This window comes from Candidatus Palauibacter scopulicola, assembly GCF_947581915.1.
In the GTDB taxonomy this organism is placed as follows: Bacteria; Gemmatimonadota; Gemmatimonadetes; order Palauibacterales; family Palauibacteraceae; genus Palauibacter; species Palauibacter scopulicola.
Window position 1 is genome coordinate 1 of sequence record NZ_CANPWG010000048.1, and the last position, 2348, is coordinate 2348.

General features: G+C 72.3%; 4 protein-coding genes. All 4 read right to left on the minus strand.

Annotated features, from left to right (window positions below):
- Positions 1-334: hypothetical protein (locus RN743_RS09305; RefSeq protein ID WP_310779327.1), on the minus strand; the 334-nt coding region annotated here is incomplete at its 3' end.
- On the minus strand, positions 331-645 hold the full coding sequence (locus RN743_RS09310; protein ID WP_310779330.1) for a hypothetical protein: 315 nt from the start codon (positions 643-645) through the stop codon (positions 331-333). The genes RN743_RS09310 and RN743_RS09305, both read right to left, overlap by 4 nt.
- A 17-nt stretch (positions 646-662) precedes the next feature.
- Entirely contained in the window at positions 663-1478 is an 816-nt protein-coding gene (locus tag RN743_RS09315) for a hypothetical protein (RefSeq protein WP_310779333.1), read from the minus strand.
- A 90-nt stretch (positions 1479-1568) separates the two neighbouring features.
- On the minus strand, positions 1569-2348 hold a 780-nt coding region (locus tag RN743_RS09320), incomplete at its 5' end, for a zincin-like metallopeptidase domain-containing protein (RefSeq protein ID WP_310779336.1).

Sequence of the window (2348 nt, forward strand, 5' to 3'; positions counted from 1 at the left end):
CCGCCAGTCGCGGGCCGGACGGCGCCTTGAGGGGCAGGTGCCGGCGCAGGATCCTTGGCGCGTTGGGCCTCCCGGCGTTGGGGATCTTGCCTTCCCGCACGAGGCGGCCCAGATGGTCTTTCGAGTATCCGCTCTCGCGCGCGGCTTCGACGAGCGAGAACGTGGTCTCGTCCTGCTCGCGCATGGTGGCTTCGAGGTCGTCGGCGCACCGCTCGATCGCCGTGGCCGGGGTCTCGCCCCCGTAGCGGCGGAGCGCCTTGGCCTGCTTGCGCCAGTCGGCGGGCAGGCCCTCGACGGACGCGGGCTCGTTCTTCCTTCGGCGCTTGCGGGTCATTTCCAGTCTCCTTGCCTATCCTGATGGAGCGCGTCGGCGAGGCCGGGATCGCCCTCGCCGCGCCGGACGGACCGTTCGGCGAGATCCACGCGCCGGCCGAGGTCGGCGAGCCCGGTGGTGCGGGCGACCATGTAGATCGCGGCCGCGATGGTGGTGAGGGCGAGCGCGGCGTGCAGCGCGAGCGCGACGCCGTGTTCCGCGAGGATCCTTGGCCAGTGGAGCGAGAGGTATTCGAGGCGGGCGCCGCCAAGCAGGAACGCGGATCCGGCGAGTGCGGCGGTGAGTCCCGCGCTGATCTTCCAGGGCTGCATGTTGGTTCTCCTTCTCTTCAGAGTTCGACTGTGGCGGGATCGCGGTCGGCCGGGCCGCGGAGCCAGGAGCCTTTCTCACTGCCGAGGCCCAGCCTGCGAAGAAGCCCCGCAGCCGCCGGTCCGTTGGCGTGCATGGCGAACCCGGCCGCGGCCTTGGCGCGGACGGCCGCCTCGCGGTAGCTGCCGGAGACGGCCTCGACGTTGACGCGTCCGGTTCGCCCGTCGGCGTCCTCGTACTCGATCTGCGCGTCCGGGTAGAGCACCCGGCCGTCTTCGTCGATGGGGAGCCCGAGTTCGCGCGCGATCCGGTGGCGCTCGGTGTCGGCGGCCCGTTTGCCGCGCTTCCGCGCGCCTTCGCTGGCGCGCGCGATCCTGCTCTTGAGTTCGGTGTCGAGGCGGACGCGCCGCACGGCGGCGCCGCTTGCTTCGAGCCGCTTGCGCTCGATCCGGCAGGCGCGGTGGATGGCGGTGTCGTGTGCGGCCTCGGTAGGCCGGACGCGGGCGAGCCGGATCTCCTGCCGGGGATCCATGCCGCGCTCGGCGGCGAGCTTCCGCGCCTCGGCCACGCCCTTGGGGGTGAGCGAGAGAACCTTGAACGGGTTGCCCTTCGGTCCGGTGGCCGCGTGCTCCTCGACCAGACCGTCCCGGATCCAGGCGTTCACGGCGCGCCGGGTGGTGAGCGGATGGCCGCCGAAGTGTACCTCGGCCAAGTCGCGGTAGGAGACCGCGCCGTGGACGCCGATGTCGGTCAGCGCCCCGGCGCACCGGTCGGGGAAGGAGATGGACCCGCCGTCCCGGCCCGCTGCGTGTTCTCGGCGATGGCCGTTCCGCATCCGAGCGCGATGGCTCGCGCGGCTGGGTGGCGCGGCAGAACGGGGGTCCGGTTCGGCCTCGCGGCCGAACATCTCTCTTCCTCTCACGGCTCAGCGGCTCGGCCCGAAGCCGCGCTCGGGGACCGGGATCCTCGGCACGGGGACAACGATCCTCTGCGGTCCCTGCGCGGGCGTCCGGACCGCCGCCACGGCCACGGGGTCGCGGGCGGCGACGCGCTCGCGGTGACGGCCGAGCACGAAGTCGGAGATCTTCTGCGCGTCCGCGGCCGCGCGCCGGATCTCGCGCGGGTCCTCCTCGAGCGCCTGGATCCAGCCCTCGACGTAGGCCGCGCCACGGCTCGGGTCGTGCCCGACACCCACGCGCTCACCGGTCATCATGGCGCTGATCTCGGCCCGCAGCTCCTCGCGGGCGTACTGGGGCGAGCCGAACCCGCCGTCGATCCCCTCGATGAGGGTCTCGCGCTTCATCCGGCTCTCGTGGCCGGTGCTGTGGCCCAGCTCGTGGAGCGCCGTCTGGTAGTAGTGGTTGGCCGACGGGAACTGGCCGCGCTCGGGCAGCACGATCTCGTCGCGCTTCATGTGGTAGTATGCGCGGTCGCCCTGGACGTGGCGGACCGGCACGCCCACGTCCTCCATCACCCGCTCGGCCTCCTGGTGGACCTTCCAGAGCGGCTCGGGCGTCGGGTTGGCGCGCTCGGGCAGCCCGTCGGCCTGCTCGGCGTTGAACACGGTGTACTGGCGCACGAACGGCGCCTTGAGCTTCTCGTAGCGATAGACCTTCTTGCCCTCGGCGTCCCGCCTGGGCTTGCCCTGCGCGTCGGTCACGGCGATCCGCTTCTTGTCCTGGAAGGAGAGGATGCGGGTGCCGCG